The organism is Marinobacter antarcticus (assembly GCF_011049865.1).
GTDB classification, from domain to species: domain Bacteria; phylum Pseudomonadota; class Gammaproteobacteria; order Pseudomonadales; family Oleiphilaceae; genus Marinobacter; species Marinobacter antarcticus_A.
Map to the genome: position 1 here is coordinate 1 of NZ_DRGY01000011.1, position 17782 is coordinate 17782.

Below are 17782 nucleotides of genomic sequence, written 5' to 3' on the forward strand. Positions count from 1 at the left end.
CAATAGGCCTCGACCCGCTCGACCACTTCGGTGGGGCGACCAGTCAACCGCAGGTAACCAATGGTGACTTCATCAATCGGGAAGAAGCCACAGGTAGCGCCGTACTCGGGGGCCATATTGGCGATCGTAGCGCGGTCGGCCAGCGACAGATCGGCCAAGCCATCACCATAGAATTCGACAAATTTGCCTACTACGCCCTTTTTGCGCAGCATCTGCGTCACGGTCAGCACCAGATCGGTGGCGGTGAGACCTTCGCGTAGCTTGCCGGTCATCTTGAAACCGATCACCTCCGGCACCAGCATCGAAACTGGCTGGCCAAGCATGGCCGCTTCGGCCTCGATACCACCAACACCCCAACCCAGCACGCCCAAGCCGTTGACCATGGTGGTATGCGAGTCCGTACCGACCAGCGTATCGGGATAGGCCCATTCCTTGCCGTCCACCTCAGACGCCCAAACGCTCTGAGAGAGGTACTCCAGATTCACCTGGTGACAGATCCCCGTACCTGGCGGCACCACGCGGAAATTATTGAAGGCCTTCTGGCCCCAGCGCAGAAACTCGTAGCGCTCGCCATTGCGCTTCATTTCCATTTCGACGTTGGCTTCGAACGCGCTCGGACTGGCAGAAAAATCGACCATCACCGAGTGGTCGATAACCAGATCCACTGGCGAAAGCGGATTGATCCGCTGCGGATCACCGCCAGCCCTGGCTACCGCATCGCGCATCGCAGCCAGATCAACCACGGCGGGTACGCCGGTGAAATCCTGCATCAGAACCCGTGCAGGGCGATACTGAATTTCTCGATCCGATGAGCGGCTCTGCAACCAATCGGCCATGGCCTGGATATCGTTCTGGGTGACGGTCACACCGTCCTCGTGGCGCAACAGATTTTCCAGCAGCACTTTTAGTGAAATCGGAAGCCGGTCGATGTTTCCGAGCCGCTCGGCGGCCTTGGGCAGGGAGTGATAGTGGTATGTCTTGGTTCCTACCTGCAGGGTACTCAGCGTACCCAGACTGTTAGCTTCGGACATCGATCTAATCTCCTTTTATGTCTGCTGTACGGATGAACAACAGACTGGTGGCTTGGACATGTTCTGCGCATCAGAGAGGCGCATCGCGCGGCCGATATACCCATCATAGACAAAATACCGCCTGACGGTTCCCTCCATGTCTTCAAGCCCTCCGGGGAAACCCAGGTTCATCAAAAAGAATCTGCCACCCAGCATGGGCATTCCGGGATAGTCAGTGCTCCCTATCGACCAGGAATCGTCAGTTAACTAGCAATGCAATTGCCCACAATTCCGCCGACTGTCCCGCTGGCGCCCGTTGTTCAAGGGCTCGGCTAGTCTGGGATAGCAGGTATCAGCCTCCCAGCAGCGCCAGCGCGACGGGCCATTAGTATGAACAATGCCCAGCAGGCGCAGGGATTAAAAATGGAGAAAAGCATAAACGGCTCTGTTGATACGAGGATATATTGCCAATTGTTAACGAGCCCTTCGCACCGGCCGTGAACCTGGATTCTCGCTTTCGCGAGAATGACGGGGTTTTCGGTTGTCGAGGGGAGTAGCGAACGCACGATCTATGACGATTCCTGATGGGCCCGCCTATAACAAATCAGTCTGTCCGCGGGCCTAGTCTGGATTCTCGCTTTCGCTAGAATGACGGGGTTTTTCGGTTGTCGAGGGGAGTAGCGAACGCACGATCTATGACGATTGTTAGTTGGCCTGTCTACAACAAATCTGTCTGTCCGCGGGCCTAGTCTGGATTCTCGCCTTCGCGAGAATGACGGGGGTTTTTGGTTGTTGAGGGAGAGTAGCGAACGCATGATCGATGATGATTCCTGATGGGCCGCCTACAGCAAATCAGTCTGTCCGAGGGCCTAGTCTGGATTCTCGCTTTCGCGAGAATGACGGGGGTTTTTGGTTATCAAGGTGGGGTGCCGGACCTGTCGACACCCTACCGCATTCCACCTCGGCTTTCCCGTCACTCGGCACTTGACCAGACTTCCGTCATCCCCGCGAAGGCGGGGATCCAGAGTTTGGTCAGAATAATCGGCGCACCCAACCTGGGCCCGCCTATCCGATTTTCATGCGCCAGTGATAGAATGCGGCTTTGCCAATATCAAGGAAATGCCCATGTGCGGTATCGTCGGCGCCATCGCCCAGCGCAACATCACCCCTATCCTGCTTGAAGGCCTGCGCCGCCTTGAATATCGAGGTTACGATTCAGCAGGGGTAGCGGTCATTGCCGCGGGCAAGGGCATTCAGCGAGTCCGCGCTGCGGGCAAGGTCATCGAGCTCGAAAACTCCCTGGACGCGCTTCCGGCAAACGGCCACCTTGGCATCGCACACACCCGCTGGGCCACCCACGGCAAGCCGGCCGAGCACAATGCCCACCCCCATGTTTCCCACGGCCTGGCCGTCGTGCATAACGGCATCATCGAGAACCATGCGCCGCTGCGTAAAAGGCTCAAGGATTTGGGCTATGTGTTCACGTCCGAGACCGATACCGAGGTCGTCGCGCATCTTCTGGCCCATCACTACGCCGAGAACAACGAGCTCCTAGCCGCGCTCCGCGCTACGCTTGCCGAAATCCACGGGGCTTATGCCCTGGCGGTCATTCACGAAGATCAACCCGAAACGCTGTATTGCTCACGCATGGGTAGTCCGCTGGTAGTGGGTGAAGGCAGCGAAGAACGCTATATCGCTTCCGACCCGCTTGCCCTGTTGCAGGTCACCGACTGCTTCCGGTATCTCGAAGAAGGCGACTATGCGCGTCTGACCATGAACACGTGCGAGATCTGGGACCGCAACCACCAGGTCGTCGATCGCCCGATCAAACGCTACGAGCATTCGGCCCACAGCCTGGACAAGGGCGAGTACCGGCACTTCATGCTCAAGGAAATTTTTGAACAGCCACTGGCCATCAGCGAGACGCTGGCGAGCACACTGGGCAATGACCACGTGCTCACAGCGCTACTGGGGCCCGATGCCGAAACCCGGCTGGCAGACGTGGCCAATATTCACATCGTAGCCTGCGGGACCAGCTATCACGCCGGCCTGGTTGCGCGCTACTGGATAGAGGCCCAGGCAGGCATCCCCTGCCAGGTAGAGGTGGCTAGCGAGTATCGCTATCGTACCGTCGTAGTGCCAGCCAACACGCTACTGATCACCATATCCCAATCGGGTGAAACCGCCGACACGCTCGCCGCGCTGCGCTATTCAAAGAACCAGGGTTACCTGTCCAGCCTCGCGATCTGCAACGTCGCTGGCAGCTCACTGGTACGGGAAGCTGACTGGCGGTTGCTCACCCACGCTGGCCCAGAGATCGGCGTCGCATCGACCAAGGCCTTCACCACACAACTGGTCGCCCTGCTGTGGCTCACGACCGCTCTGGTACAGGTGCGTAACGGGATTACCGAACAGGTAACCAACAATGTCCGCGCGCTCCGCTCGCTGCCGGATGTCATTGCCCAGGCGCTTACCCTGGAGCCGCGAATAACTCTGCTAGCCGAACGCTTCGCAAACAAACATCACGCTTTGTTTCTGGGCCGCGGCACGCATTATCCGATTGCGATGGAAGGCGCCCTCAAGCTGAAGGAAATCTCCTATATCCATGCAGAAGCCTACGCCGCTGGCGAACTTAAGCATGGCCCGCTGGCGCTGGTAGACGAAGACATGCCGGTGGTAAGCGTCGCCCCCAGCGACAGCCTGCTGGAAAAACTCAAATCAAACCTGGAAGAAGTACGCGCCCGCGGCGGCCAGCTCATCACCTTCGCCTGCGAGACCATCGAGCAGACTGATGATGCCAATCATGAAACGATTGGCCTGCCCTGGGTCGAGGAATGTATTTCACCGATTCTTTACACCATCCCATTGCAACTGCTCAGCTACCACGTAGCGCTGGTCAAAGGGACGGACGTGGACAAGCCGCGGAATCTGGCGAAGTCGGTTACGGTGGAATAGGCACGAGCCAGCGAGACACCAGGTGGCAGCACCCCTCGCTCCGTCATTCTCGCGTAAGCGGGAATCCATGGGTCTGGCAGAGGCATGAGGCGCTGCGCAAAAAGCTGGATCCCCGCCTTCGCGGGGATGACGTTTGGAGCGAGGGTTGCGTATGGAGAGGGGGCTGCGTTTGAGGGAGTTGTTTTTGAGGGAGTTGTGTTTGGAGTAGGTGCGCTTGGATGGGATGCCTATGGAAACGCGGCTGTTCGAGGTGACCTCCCGCCACGCTCCTCGCTCCGTCATTCCCGCGAAGACGGGAATCCATGGGGTCTGCAAGACATGAGGTGCGCGGCGCGAAGAGCTGGATCCCCGCCTTCGCGGGGATGACGTTTGGAGCGAGGGCTTGCGTATGGAGAGGGGGCTGCGTTTGAGGGGGCTGTGTTTGGGGTAGGTGCGCTTGAATGGATGCCTTTGGAAATGCGGCTGTTCGAGGTGACCTCCCGCCACGCTCCTCGCTCCGTCGTTCCCGCGAAGACGGGAATCCATGGGGTCTGCAAGACATGAGGTTGCGCTGCGCAAAAATCTGGATCCCCGCCTTCGCGGGGATGACGTTTGGAGCGAGGGTTGCGTATGGAGAGCGGGCTGCGTTTGAGGGAGTTGCGTTTGGGGTAGATGCGCTTGGGGTAGGTTGCGTTTGAAGGGGCTGCGTTTGGGGTAGGTGCGCTTGGATGGATGCCTTTGGAAGCGCGGCTGTTCGAGGTGACCTCCCGCCACGCTCCCCGCTCCGTCATTCCCGCGAAGGCGGGAATCCATGGTTTGCAAGGCGTGGCGTCCGGCTTTCTAGCGGCTGTTAGACAACCGCTGATGGTGCTCATAGAGCAGGTCGACTATGCCGTTACTAGGATGATAACCCTGCACGGTGTCCAACAAGGTCTGACGAATGGTGTCATAGTCATCATTGCGAATGGCTTGTCGTATCGTATCCAGCACTGAAGACAGCGTTTCCCAGCGTACAAATGTCTCGTTCGCCCGGCAAATTTTCGAATGTACCGTGGGCTCGGGGTTATCCCCTATGAGCAGTTCCTCATAAAGCTTCTCACCCGGCCGCAGACCAGAAAAGGTAATCGCTATGTCGCCGTTGGGGGTCTGCTCATCGCGCACGGTCAGTCCCGACAGCTGAACCATCTTGCTGGCCAGATCGACAATGTTCACCGGGTCGCCCATATCCAGTACAAAAACGTCACCCCCCTGCCCCATCGCGCCGGCTTGAATCACCAATTGGGCAGCTTCAGGTATGGTCATGAAATAACGGGTGATCTCCGGATGTGTCACGGTAATCGGGCCACCCACCCGAATCTGATTGCGAAACAGCGGGATGACCGAGCCGGATGAGCCAAGCACATTCCCAAACCGAACCATGGTGAAACGAGTCCGATTGAGGTGCAGAGCAGCGGAAGGATCGTTCCATAAGCGCGGCGCCTGTTCATTACTCAGCGCCTGGAGAACCAGCTCCGCCATACGCTTGGTAGAACCCATGACGTTTGTCGGACGCACGGCCTTGTCAGTGGAAATCAGGACAAAATTTTCCACCTGACATTTGATGGCTGCCTGAGCCACATTAAGAGTGCCGAACACGTTATTCATGATTCCTTCGGCGACATTGTATTCGACGATAGGGACATGCTTGTAGGCTGCGGCATGATAGATAGTGCTGATATTCCACGCACTGATGACGTGCACCAAGCGGGTCGAATTTCGAATCGAGCCCAGGATTGGCACCAGGTTGATGGTCAAGCCATTGGTATTAATCCAATTTTCCAGCTCGGAATGAATTTCATAGAGCGCAAATTCGCTGTGTTCGAACAGCACCAGAGTCGTCGGGTTTAGGGAAACAATCTGCCGACACAGTTCACTACCAATTGATCCGCCTGCACCAGTGACCATTACCGCCTGCCCGCTTATGCAACGCTCGAAAAGGGTCCGGTCTGGTGGTACCGCGTCACGGCCGAGCAGATCTGCAATATCGACTTCCTGCAAATCTTCTACCTTTACCTTACCGCTGGCTATGTCCATGATGCCGGGCATGGTACGAACATGAAGCGCATAGGTCTGCAAGCGGGCCAGAACCTTTTGCCGATCGGCACGGCTGGCCGACGGGATAGCGAGAAAGAGCTCCTTCACCCCCGTTGTCCTGATCATCCGATTCATCTTTTCTGACGAATACACCTGAAGGCCGGCGACCAGGCGACCCTGCAAGGCAGGGTTGTCATCAACGAATGCTACCGCTTTATATATCCGACCAACACGGATCGAGGCCAACAGCTGCGTCCCCGCCTCCCCCGCGCCATAAATGGCTACAGGCGTCGGGCCATCCGTCTGGGCTCGTTGCAAGTAAAGCGGTATACCCGCAACCAACCTCTCACCAGCGAAATACTCCCTTGCCACCAGGCGAAGGCCGCCAATAAGCCCGAGGCTCAGGCACCAATACATAAATAGTATTGAACGGGAACGAAACACATCTATGCCGGACAATCGCATGGCCAACATCAACAAAACCAGCGCAACGAAGCTGGCAGTGATCGCCCTGAAAATACAGCGCAGAGCATCGTTGCCGAAATAACGCATAACCGCCCGGTACATGCCCATGCGTACAAAGAAGGGAATAGCGACAAGGGGTGCCAGCACAAACAACCACCATTCGCTCTGGCGAGGAACCATCCAACCCTCAGGGCCGAGCCGCAAATAGAACGCCATCCATAACGCAGCCCAGATCAACACCACGTCGACGGTGATCTGTATGGATCGTTTTTGAGCGTAGCTGAGACTGATCAGCTTTTCTTTAATCACAGGCGACCCCAGCCGCATCGCTCCGCCTGACCTGGCAACAAGAGGAAACGCCCGAGGGAGAATGGGGCCGCTTGGGATGAAAACACGTTCGAGCTCATGAAAGGAGGTCCGCTACAACAAAGTTGTGACGATTGTAGCAGACCAACCGGGCCGAAGGCTTGGCTCAGAGCGCCTTGATAGCGTCCAGGAGCTTTTGAGTTTCACGCTCCATCAACCCAACGTCAGCGCGACTCTCCACATTCAGGCGAATCACCGGCTCGGTATTCGAAGCGCGCAGGTTGAAACGCCAGTCAGCGAAACAGATACTGACGCCATCGGTGTAGTCGACATCCAAGGCACCTTCGCTGTATTGCGCCTCAATGGTCTTCAATACCTGGGGTGCGTCATTTACCGTGAGATTAATCTCACCGGATGACGGGTAGGCTGCTATGCGCTCGTCTACCATCGTCGACATAGCCTTGCCCTTGCGACATAGCAACTCGGCCACCAGCAACCAGGGAATCATGCCGCTGTCGCAATAGGCGAAATTGCGAAAATAATGGTGGGCGCTCATTTCTCCACCATAAGCTGCATCTTCTTTACGCATCCGCTCCTTGATGAATGCGTGGCCAGCTTTGGTCTGCACCGCCCGACCGCCGTTTTGCTCAATCTGCTCAACCGTATTCCAGACCAAGCGCGGATCATGAATGATTGCTGCGCCGGGCTCTTTCTTGAGAAACGCCTCTGCTAGCAGCCCAACGATGTAATAGCCCTCGATAAAACGGCCCTGCTCGTCAAACAGAAAACATCTGTCAAAATCGCCGTCCCAGGCAATACCCATATCAGCGCCGTGTTCGAGTACTGCATCGCGGGTGGTAGCGCGATTTTCCGTCAATATCGGATTAGGGATGCCGTTTGGAAAGGTGCCATCGGGTTCATGACAGATCTTAATAAACTCGACCGGCATCTGCCTGGCCTTGAACGCTTGCTCAATCGCATCAATTGCCGGGCCCGCTGCACCGTTACCGGCGTTGACTACGAGCTTCAGCGGCGTAAAGGCTGACGGCTCAATATATTCCATCAAGTGTTCGACAAATGCGGCGCGGGTATCGACCAGCTCGTAGCTGCCACGCTGGCTGTCGGGCACCGAGGGATCCCGACCGTTCTCCAGTTGGTAGCTGCTCGCTTCCGCCATCTCGCGAATTTCTGCCAGACCGGTATCGGCAGAAATCGGCCGAGAACCTTCCCGGACCAGTTTGAAACCGTTGTAGTCGATGGGGTTGTGGGAGGCTGTTACCTCAATGCCGCCGTCCACGCCCAGATGAAAGGTCGCGAAATAGACTTCTTCAGTTCCGGCCAACCCAAGATCCAGCACATCGACGCCTTCGTCCTGCAGGCCATTTGCCAAAGCAGCCTTCAGCGCCGGCGAGGTTTCACGCACATCGCCCCCTAGAACGATTCTCTTGGGCTTGAGCCACTTGGCAAAAGCGCGGGCAATGCGGTAGGCGACGTCTTCGTTCAGCTCCGTACCAAGCTGTCCGCGAATGTCGTAAGCCTTGAAGCAGGTAAGCTTTGTCATGTTATCCCCCTATGATTTCCATTCTGCCTCGATACGCCGTAATAGCCCGGCGCTGGATGAATCTGTGTCTTCCAGGCTGGCATCTTCACCGCGAATCTTCGCCAGCGTGCTCATGGCAATTTTCTTGCCCATCTCCACTCCCCACTGATCAAATGGATTAACATCCCAAATGACTGACTGCACGAACACCTTATGCTCATAAAGCGCAATCAACGCGCCCAGGCTATAGGGGTTCAGTTCATCCAGCAGCAGAGTTGAACTTGGCTGATTGCCGCGGTAACGCATGTGTGTGGGCAGTTCATCGGCATCCTTCAGCGCCGCATCGCCCAGCGCCAACAAGCGAGACTGCGCGAGACAGTTGGCAAGCGACAATTGATGTTGCGCTGCCAGCTCCTCGGCTGCTTCATGATGCCGTGCCTCATCGTACCGGCGGACCGGTACGATGAAATCGCAGGTAACGGCTTCGGTGCCCTGGTGTAGCAGTTGATAAAAAGCATGCTGCGCGTTGGGACCCACGTCGCCCCAGATGATCGGGCAGGTTGAACGAGTCACCGGCTGGCCGTCGCGCTTGACGCTCTTGCCATTGGATTCCATTTCAAGCTGCTCGAAATACAGGGGCAACTGCTTGAGCCGCCCGTCGTACGGCAGGATGGACAGGGCGTTGATGTCCAGCACGTTGGTATTCCACACGCCGATCATGCCCATCAATACCGGCAGGTTGTCACGCCAAGGCGCCGACTTGAAATGCTCGTCCATATCATGGGCGCCCGCGAGTAGCCTGCGAAAGCCTTTCACTCCGATTTTCAGAGCAATGGGCAAGCCAATGGCTGACCATAGGGAGTAACGCCCCCCGACCCAACCCCAGAACCCCAGTTGGTTTTCTTCCGCGATGCCCCACTCCGTCATCTTGTGCGGTGAAGCGGACACACCGATGAAATGGCAATGAAGAATGCTTGCACTGGCCCGCCGACCGAAAGAACGTTGCAGCCACTGCAGCGCGGTCGACGCGTTTGTTAGCGTATCGATAGTGGTAAACGACTTGGAAGAAATTACGAACATTGTCGACTGAGGCTTTTTGTCCCGCAGTAGTTGGGACAGCTGGCTTCCGTCAATAGTCGAGGCAAAGTGAACGTTCAGACCCTGGGGCGTCTTTCGAGTGAAATCGTTTAACGCCTCCGTCACCATCAACGGTCCGAGATCCGAACCACCTACGCCGATATTGATAACGTCGGTAATAACCTCACCCGTCGCTCCGCGCCATTGCCCAGCACGGATCTTATCCACGATAAGCTCCATGTGCTGCAGTTGCTCGTGCACCTGGGAGGTGATGTCATCGTCACCTACCTGACATTTGGCATCCACTGGCAGACGCAACGCCCAATGCATCGCTGCGCGCCCTTCGCTGTCGTTCACTTCCTCACCAGAGAACAATCTCTGAATCCAGCCTTGCAGATCATGGGCGTCGGCCAGATCAATCAGGTGCTTGAGTGTCTGGTCGGTCAAACGCTGCTTGGAGAAATCATATAAAAGCGGACCGAACTGGCGGTGCATCTTGTTGAAGCGCTCTGGATCTTCAGCAAAATAATCGGCCAGGTGTTGTTTGCTGACTACCGAACCATGCGTAATCAGCTCGTCCCACTGTGTTTCTTTTGCGTCGGTCATGAGAATCACTCAGCGTCGTCCAATCCCAAAATAGTCGAACCCGTTCTGCTTCATGAACGTTGGATCCCATATATTGCGCCCGTCAAGAATAAGCGGCTGTTTCATGCTGCCCTTCATGTGCGGAAGATCCGGGCTCATGTAAGCGCTCCATTCAGTCACCAGCATCAGCGCATCCGCATCCACCAGGGCGGCGTACTGATCTTTGTGCAGCACCAGATCGTCGCGCGGGCCAGCCCACTCAGCCAGTGCAGGCAATGCACGGGGGTCATGGACATGAACCTCAACATCCTGGGCCCAAAGCGCCTCGATCAGTTTCAACGCCGGCGCATTATCGATGCGTGCTGATTCAGGCTTGAACGCCACGCCCCAGATAGCTACCTTGCGGCCACGCAGGTCGGTGCCGTAATAGCGCCACAGTTTACGGAAAAGAGATTCTTTCTGACGTTCGTTGATACGCAGCACCTGATCAAGCAACTGCGCCTGAATACCGCTGTGCTGGAGAGTAGAAGCAAGGCTCATCACATCCTGGGAAAAGCTCAAACCGCCGAAGCCACAACCTGGATACAGGTAAGACTCGCCGATCCGTTTGTCTTTGCCCATGCCCTGGCGTACCCGTTCGATATCCACATCGAGCATGTCCGCAAGGTTGGCCATATCGTTCATGAAACTCAGGCGAGTTGCCAACATGCCGGTGACTGCCAGTTTAGTAAACTCAGCTTCGCGCGGGCCCATGATCATGATGTTATCGCGACGGCGATTAAAGGGCCGCAAGGCCTCGGCGACCATCCGCTTGCCCCAGTCCGAGTCACAACCCAATATCCATTGCTCGGCGTGAATGAACCCACTTACAGCAGCACCTTCGATGAGTAGATCCGGCAAGCTGGCAGCTACCCGCTGGGTAGATTCGCCACCGGGCAAATCCTTCAACGCCTGCTGCAGCGCTTCTGTACTGCCGACCGGAAAGGTCGACTGATTGACCAGCAGCCAACTACGTTCGCCATCGACGGGTAACCCTTTGATTATCTGAAACGCCTGATCCATATCGGTAGGCGACAGAGCCAGCCAGATCATGGTGCTTTTTTCGTCTGGTGGAACGTCTACCCGCGCCAATTTGAAACGCCCGGCAGTGGTTTGCTCGGCGAGCATTTCCGGCAGCCCTGGTTCGCGGTAAGGACACCCGCCCCGAGCCAAGGTGGTTGCAGCAGGGCCTTGCGGCACATGCAGGCTTACATTATGCCCGGTGGCGGCCAGGCCGGCAGCACTAACCAACGCGCACAACGTGTCTCCATACACATCGATATACATTCCGCTTAATCCTTTACTGGTACTGCTTCAACAATTCCCGGAAATCTGCTCCGAGTTTAGGATGCTTCAACCCGTAGGCCAGCGTCGCTTCGAGATAGCCGAGCTTGTTGCCGCAGTCGTAGGAACGGCCCCGTATGTGGAAAGCATCAACGCCCTCTTCGGTCATAAGCGTCGCAATAGCATCGGTTAGCTGTATCTCACCGCCAGCACCTGGCTTGGTTTTGTCCAGCAAGTCAAATATGCGAGCCGGCAGAATGTAACGGCCCACGATCGACAGGTTAGATGGGGCTTCGTCACGCGGTGGCTTTTCGACCACACGGTGCATAGGCGCGCCTTCTCCGGCTTGAAGTTCCACGCCGTTAACGTCAACCACGCCATAAGCGCTCACCTGTTCATAGGGCACAGGCTCAACCATGATCTGCGCATGGCCACTTTCCAGGAAATGCTCGGCCATCACACCCAGATCTGTAAGCGTGCCCGACTGCTCGACCAGTACATCAGGCAGCATCACAGCAAAGGGCGCGTCGCCGATGATGGCACGGGCACAATTGATTGCATGTCCCAGGCCAAGGGCGGAGCCCTGACGTACGACAGACACTTTCAAACCGGGGGGCACAGTCTCCCTCAGCACCTCAAGCAGCTCGTGCTTGCCCCGGCGCTCAAGCTCGGCTTCGAGTTCGTAATTCTTGTCAAAATGATCTTCAATAGCCCGTTTACTGGAATGGGTGACCAGAACGATCTCATTGATACCGGCTGCCAAAGCTTCTTCAACCACATACTGGATCACCGGTTTATCAACGACCGTGACCATTTCTTTGGGGATAGCTTTACTAGCGGGAAGAAAACGCGTGCCAAGACCTGCGACGGGAAGAACGGCTTTAGTAACCTTCACATGAACTCCATGTATTCGATAAGCTTTGAACAGATATCCATGCCACAGAAATGAACCTGCAGCGCGCAGGCCAGAGCCATGAAAAGGACGCCAACCTGCCAGTTGTGTGGAACGTTATTTGGCAGGTAAGTTCCGTTTCGGCTGTGCAAAGCGACAAACATACCGGTGCGAAAATCGGACCTCACCAGAAGCCAACCATCGCACTATCCCAACAATCCGCGCTTCCGCAATGGCCGCCGCCCGGGCACCCGGACATCCGCGCTTCCCGTCATCCCCGCGAAAGCGGGGATCCAGAAAACTTAGCCATCGCACGATTCCCTCGACCGCGGGACCGCCAGCCGCCAGCCCCAAACACCATTAGTACCTTGCTCACTCAGTCACTTCCAATGCCCCGGCTTTGAAACGCAATGCCAACAGCGCAAGCGGCAGGTAAGCAATAAGCAACCCGAGTAGTCCATCGACATACCCGAAGGCAACCACACAGGCCCAAGGCAACAGCCAAAGCATATTAATTGCCAATACAGCCAGGGTCACCGGCAAATGCGCACCGAACTTACGGGAGGCGTATTGATAAGCGTGGCTGCGATGAGCTTCATACACCTTGTCGCCACGCAACAATCGTCGAATCAACGTAAAGGTCGCGTCCACAATGAACACTCCCAGCAATATCAACCAGCCCCAAAACAGCTGCGGTGCTGCCCAAGCCGCTTGTAATGCCAGCCCACCCAGCACGATCCCCAAGAAACCGCTGCCTGCATCTCCCATGAAAATTTTCGCGGGCGGGAAGTTCCAGCATAAAAAACCTGCTACAACAGCTGCCAATACCAAAGACGTAACCGCAAGCCCGCCTTGGCCCACCAGGGCATACAGCAATGCGCCACCCAAGCAGACGGTGATCGCTTCAACACTGGCAATCCCATCGATGCCGTCCATAAAGTTATAAAGATTCAGCAACCAGACCAGCAGAACCGCCAACAGACCATACCCGACCCAGCCTAGATCAAAGCCGGTACCGAATAGAACGAGCGTAGGGAGGCCAGGCAACCAGAACAGAAGCCATGCTGCGCCGACAAAATGCGCCAGCAAACGCCAACGCGCCGCAATGTGCCCGTGGTCATCCAGAAAGCCCACCACCGCAACCAACGCCCCAGCACCGACAAGACCCAAAGCCGAAGACCACCCCACCCATCCCACATTAGCCAACAGCGGGACCGCCACAAGAAACGCCAACACTATCGCCACTCCGCCGCCACGCGGAGTCGAAACTGAATGCGAGCTACGCGCATTTGGTATATCCAGCAGGTTTTTAGACAATGCGTAGCGCCTAAGAGCCCATGTCAGCAGTGCTGATGACCCTGCGATAACTAGCAAAAACAAGGTAGCGATCATTGAAAACGTCCTTAAACAACCCTAGGTCAGCCAAAACGAATGTTTTTGAAGTCTTTTCCAGCCTGAACAAGAGACTCTTGAACCGTAATAGGCGGTGACCAACCGAGCAGGCGATGCGCTTTACTCGAATCCACCTCCAATGATCCGCAGACCTGGGAATACATATTTTTTTTTCCTAAAACCGCAGCAATATTGGCGAGGATGGATGTGGGAAACGGGAAAAGCCTGGGAGTTTTCCCCATTCCCTTGGCCAGAAGGCAAACTATTTCCTCAGTTGAAACAGCAACCCCATCGGACGCTAACAATATTTGTCCCGACGCATCAGGGTGTTCCAGGCAGACTCTTATGAAGTCAACCAGATTCACCAAAGAAACCATGCTTCTCCGGTTATTGATTTTGGCGAAAGGTAGCGGAATTCCGCACGCAACAAGTCTCATCAAGCGTTGGAAGTTACCTGGAGCATGGCCGGCATACACCAAGGGCGGACGGATGATCACGAGTTCCATCGCACTGCCATGGACTAGCTCGATCAAAGCTTGTTCAGCCTCGAATTTGGACATGGCATAGTCAGCTTGAGGCTCAGGCTGTGAATCCTCGGTAAACGGCCCGCCGGCAGTGCTGGCGCCGTTGACTCCGATAGAACTGATGAATATGAATCGGTTTACCCCTGATTTGATAGCTTGCCGCGCCAAGGCCAACGAGCCGTCCACGTTAACGCGCCTGAACACAGCCAATGGATCAGCAGCGCTTTCTTTGATGACATGAGCCCGCGCGGCAAGATGTACGATTTTATGAACTCCCATCAGGGCGCAGGTCCAATCCGTTTCTCCATCAATATTTCCGCAAGCAGAATGCTCCGCGCCGGAAGGCAACCGCTCCCCATGTCTCGACGCAGCGACGGTTTCGAAGCCTCTTTTCAAGAACTCCGTACAGACTGCCCCGCCAATAAACCCTGACGCTCCGGTTACAAGCACCTTCATTGATGACCTCTGGAACTGGTGAAAAAAGAATCGAGCATCAGTTACTTGCCTTCAGACCAAGCAGCGACTCGTATTCAGCGATCAAGAGCTCCCCCATATACTCACTGTCAAAGTGTCGAACTACTCGTTTTCGAGCGCTTTCTCCCATCCGGCGACGCTGAGCTGGATTTATCACCAGCGATGCCAGAGCATTAGCGAGACTGGCCGGATCTTCCAGGGTAGTCAAAAGACCGGTATCGCCAGCTACCACCGCGTCGGAAAGGCCATAAATGTTGGAGGCCACCGTAGGCAAGCCCATAGCTCCAGCCTCAATTACAACTGTCCCAAATCCCTCTCGGTGACTCGGCAGGCAAAAGATATCCGATATCGCCATGAATTTTTCAGGCTCTGCGGAGAAGCCAACGATGACCAAACGGTTCTGGTCGAGTCGTTCGCTCATTTCATCTAACAGCAGGCGTCCATCTGCCTCAAAGGGACCAACGAGTAAGAGATGAACATCCGCGCCCTGTTCAATTAACGTTTCGAATGCATTGAGCAGCTCGCGGATTCCCTTGTCACGGGTGATCCTGCCCACAAACAACAACACAACGCTATCCGGCCGGATGCCAAGAGAGGTCCTGAACTGCATTTTGCCATCGGCCGTATACTTCTCAGGGTCGAATCTCCTGAGATCAATCCCCGCCAGAGAACCTTCGCCCAGCACACGAATGCGCGAACGACGAACAATGCGGTTTTCAATCAAGAACTCTCGCTGGCTGCGGCTATCGGTGTAGCAACACGTATTAAGGAAACCTATGATTCGATCGCAATAAATCAGGATTTTTCTTTTCGGACCCGACATAGTCACCCAAGGTTGTCCTGTGAAAGTATGGACGCGCGTTCGGACCCCCGCGATTCTGCCTGCGATAGCCGTTAACAAGCCTGCTTTTGGGGTTACGGAATGGACAATGTCGAATTTTTCACGCTTGAAAAGTCTAATCAGATTGAGCAGCGCCTTCATGTCTTTCACGACATTGATTTCACGACAAAAATCTACGTGGATGAATCTTGCTGAATCTGCCGCCCCGTCATCATTAACAAGTTCATCGTCCTTGTTTGATATGACCGTAAGGTCGGCGCCAGCAGCTACTATCTGCTCCAGTTGGGTCCGAAGCTGGGTAACTATAAAAAAACGAACTGTCGAGAGACGGGCTATTCGGATATTCTTCATGCGTTGGCCTTCAGATGACGACAGTAACGACGAAGTCCTGCGACAATCCCTACATTCGCCGAATAACCCAGGAGATGCTCAGCCTTTGTTGTTGAGTAAGTCGAACTGAGTGTAAGTGCCGAGATACGTGCGTTAGTAAGCGGAAAACCGGGGATGAAGGTCCCAAACCGGCTTATAGCTTGAACCAGAGAACCTGGCGCTTGGAGCGTACCCCGCCCCCCGAGCTCTTCCCTCGCAATCTGAACAAAATCACGTTGCGATACGCAATCAGATATTATGAAGTCTTGATTGCGGGCGTTCGGATTAGTTATCGCAAGCATCACCATCTGAACAACATCTTCCACATAAACGTAGTTCATGGTGTAGGCATTCGGATTACCAATGTAAAAAAAAATGCCCTTACGTATCATACCCAACAACTGTGCTAACGATCGGTTAGGCATCCCTTCACCAAAAACGTTTGAAGGACGTAGAACGGTAAACGGTATTCCTTTTTCCAAACACCGTTCACGAACTAGGATTTCGCCTTCAGCCTTGGTTTCTTCATAAGATCCGACCGGTTTGAACTCATCGCCCTCGTCAATGATTCCCTCTACCCGCGGGCCGTAAACACCGACGCTACTGATCTGAACCCAATGAACTCCACAACGCGCTGATAGTGTGTCCAACGCTTTTTCCACGGCGACAACATGCAGAGGCCGCATAAAATCCTCGGCTCGTATTTCGCCAGCACAATTCACGATGACATCGTAGCCGTTCAACGCAGGGTAACTACCTTCAATAAGATCTCCGGCAACATATCGTAGTTGTAATTGAGTATTAGACTCCCGCGTTCGACTAAGGATATCTACTTGATAACCAACCGAGTACAGCTTATCTGCGATCGCCTTTCCAATAAAACCCGTCCCACCAAAAATCATTACTCTCATTATTGTCCTCTCTGATAATGGTTGCTCTGATGCTCGACTCATATATTCATGAGTGACGGAGGAGTAAGGTGGTTTTGCCGACTAGACAAGGCGCGCGAACAATTTTAATAAAGCCAGACCTATTTTTCACTGCCCACCCCCGCAGACGTTCTTGTGTTAAAGGAAGATACGCGCTGGTTCGCGGCCATATGAAAGTAAATAGTTAAAATTAAAAACATAAAAAAATAATAAGTTCTTACTTGCCAATAAAACAAAGATATAGTCAAGAAAAACACCAAAAGCGAAACTATAAAAGCTTTTAGTCTAATGGACTTTGTATAACACAAGCACTGGCAAGCGGGTATTACGAGAGCCAGTATAAATACTATAAGAGAAAATAAACCAGTATCCATTACAGTTGAAAGATAAAGTAAATGCGGGTCAGAAGTTTCGCTAGCAAAGCCCATGCCATGGCCGAAAAAAAAATTTGCAGGACGATCCAAGACCACCTCCATAGTATTTTTTAATCTTGAAAACCGGTCAGCGTTTGAGGCCTGATCCAGCGCTCTTTCGGCCAGGGTGTCCCACATTCCACCTAAGTCATAAAAATATGGTGCAATGGCAAACGCCACCCCCCCCAAAATGACAACTGAAAGCATCCAATTTATAGAAACCTTGATACTTTTGTCGCTGCACAGGTTATAAGTTAGATTGACAAGCTGAAAAGATATAACAGCAACAACAAACGCTAAAAATCCACTGCGAGAGAGCGTTAGCATCCCAGCAAACACCAGCAAAGCGACAAAAACCTTACCAGTAGAATTAATGCTTCGGCAATAAATAGCAGCTAGCGCACCCAAATAAAGAAAATAGGACAGCACATTCGGATCTGAAGAGCTCTCGTAACCCGTAGGGAAGTAAGAAAATTTTCCTTCAAAAAATACAGGTATAGTCGCCCGCCCCCATCCTCCCATGCCCAAAGTAGAGACAGACAAAACCACAACAACTGAGGAAATAAATGCTGATAAAAATATCATTTTATAAAAAAAATCTAGCCGGCTTCTAAAAAAAAGAGCACCTCCATACG

At 54.4% G+C, this 17782-nt stretch carries 12 protein-coding genes; 1 reads left to right on the forward strand and 11 read right to left on the reverse strand.

What is annotated here, in order from left to right:
* On the reverse strand, positions 1-1031 hold a 1031-nt coding region (locus ENI00_RS01565), incomplete at its 3' end, for an aconitase family protein (protein ID WP_304097816.1).
* Positions 1032-2135: 1104 nt separating this feature from the next.
* Here ENI00_RS01565 and glmS point away from each other — a divergent pair.
* The gene (glmS, locus tag ENI00_RS01570) at positions 2136-3965 is read left to right on the forward strand and encodes a glutamine--fructose-6-phosphate transaminase (isomerizing) (protein WP_304097820.1); all 1830 of its coding nucleotides are present in this window, start codon (positions 2136-2138) and stop codon (positions 3963-3965) included.
* Positions 3966-4784: 819 nt separating this feature from the next.
* Here the strand turns inward: glmS and ENI00_RS01575 are convergent.
* The 10 genes from ENI00_RS01575 to ENI00_RS01620 all read right to left on the reverse strand — a co-directional run.
* Positions 4785-6698 (reverse strand): polysaccharide biosynthesis protein, encoded by a 1914-nt coding sequence (locus tag ENI00_RS01575; RefSeq protein ID WP_304097845.1) that lies wholly within the window; start codon positions 6696-6698, stop codon positions 4785-4787.
* A gap of 256 nt (positions 6699-6954) precedes the next feature.
* Positions 6955-8349 (reverse strand): phosphomannomutase CpsG, encoded by a 1395-nt coding sequence (locus tag ENI00_RS01580; protein ID WP_304097822.1) that lies wholly within the window; start codon positions 8347-8349, stop codon positions 6955-6957.
* Between the two features lie 9 nt (positions 8350-8358).
* The gene (gene pgi / locus ENI00_RS01585; RefSeq protein ID WP_304097825.1) at positions 8359-10011 is read right to left on the reverse strand and encodes a glucose-6-phosphate isomerase; all 1653 of its coding nucleotides are present in this window, start codon (positions 10009-10011) and stop codon (positions 8359-8361) included.
* Between the two features lie 9 nt (positions 10012-10020).
* A complete protein-coding gene (locus ENI00_RS01590; protein ID WP_304097827.1) occupies positions 10021-11316 on the reverse strand; it encodes a UDP-glucose dehydrogenase family protein in 1296 nt (431 codons plus the stop codon).
* Between the two features lie 13 nt (positions 11317-11329).
* Positions 11330-12208, reverse strand: coding sequence for a UTP--glucose-1-phosphate uridylyltransferase GalU (gene galU / locus ENI00_RS01595; RefSeq protein WP_304097830.1), 879 nt, complete (start codon positions 12206-12208; stop codon positions 11330-11332).
* Between the two features lie 369 nt (positions 12209-12577).
* Entirely contained in the window at positions 12578-13597 is a 1020-nt protein-coding gene (locus tag ENI00_RS01600) for an MraY family glycosyltransferase (protein ID WP_304097833.1), read from the reverse strand.
* Positions 13598-13623: 26 nt separating this feature from the next.
* Positions 13624-14577: a UDP-glucose 4-epimerase family protein gene (locus tag ENI00_RS01605; RefSeq protein ID WP_304097835.1), complete on the reverse strand. Its 954-nt coding sequence runs from the start codon at positions 14575-14577 to the stop codon at positions 13624-13626.
* A gap of 37 nt (positions 14578-14614) precedes the next feature.
* On the reverse strand, positions 14615-15787 hold the full coding sequence (locus ENI00_RS01610) for a glycosyltransferase family 4 protein (protein ID WP_304097838.1): 1173 nt from the start codon (positions 15785-15787) through the stop codon (positions 14615-14617).
* Entirely contained in the window at positions 15784-16716 is a 933-nt protein-coding gene (locus ENI00_RS01615) for an NAD-dependent epimerase/dehydratase family protein (RefSeq protein WP_304097841.1), read from the reverse strand. Before ENI00_RS01615 ends, ENI00_RS01610 begins: the two co-directional genes overlap by 4 nt.
* Before the next feature lie 119 nt (positions 16717-16835).
* Positions 16836-17782, reverse strand: a 947-nt coding sequence (locus ENI00_RS01620) for an O-antigen ligase family protein (RefSeq protein ID WP_304097842.1), incomplete at its 5' end; no start/stop codon positions are given.